This is a genomic window from Amycolatopsis antarctica (genome assembly GCF_002262875.1).
In the GTDB taxonomy this organism is placed as follows: Bacteria; Actinomycetota; Actinomycetes; order Mycobacteriales; family Pseudonocardiaceae; genus Amycolatopsis; species Amycolatopsis antarctica.
Map to the genome: position 1 here is coordinate 1 of NZ_NKYE01000048.1, position 724 is coordinate 724.

General features: G+C 58.1%; 1 protein-coding gene. It reads left to right on the plus strand.

Features of this window, described 5'->3' with window-relative positions; translation table 11 throughout:
- Positions 1-724 (plus strand): cytochrome b (locus tag CFN78_RS28365; RefSeq protein ID WP_133116517.1); only part of this gene is annotated, 724 nt, incomplete at both ends.

Here is a 724-nt window from a genome sequence, read left to right on the forward strand (position 1 = left end):
TGTACAGCTTCATCATCTTGTTGCTCTCGGGTGTGTATCTGACGTTGTTCTTCGACCCCTCGATGGAGGAGGTCATCTACAACGGTAGTTATGTGAACCTGCAGGGTGTGGAGATGACGCGGGCGTTCGCGAGCACGCTGGACATCTCGTTCGAGGTGCGTGGCGGGTTGTTCGTCCGGCAGTTGCATCACTGGGCGGCGCTGATCTTCGTGGCGGCGATGATGGTGCACATGTTCCGGATCTTTTTCACGGGGGCGTTTCGTCGTCCGCGTGAGGCGAACTGGGTCATCGGTGCGTTGTTGTTGATTTTGGGGATGTTCGAGGGGTTCTTCGGTTATTCGCTGCCGGATGATCTGTTGTCGGGTACGGGTATCCGGGCGACGTTGTCGGGCATCGTGTTGTCGGTGCCGGTGATGGGTACTTGGGTGCACTGGGCGTTGTTCGGTGGGGAGTTCCCGGGTACGGAGATCATTCCGCGGTTGTACACGCTGCATATTTTGTTGATTCCGGGGATCATGCTCGGTTTGATCGCGGTGCATCTGGCGTTGGTGTGGTATCAGAAGCACACGCAGTTCCCGGGTGTGCGGCGTAAGGAGACCAATGTCGTCGGTGTGCGGATCATGCCGGTGTTCGCGCTCAAGGGTGGTGCGTTCTTCGCGTTGGTGACGGGGCTGACGGCGTTGATGTCGGGTGTGTTCCAGATCAACGCGATCTGGAATCTGGG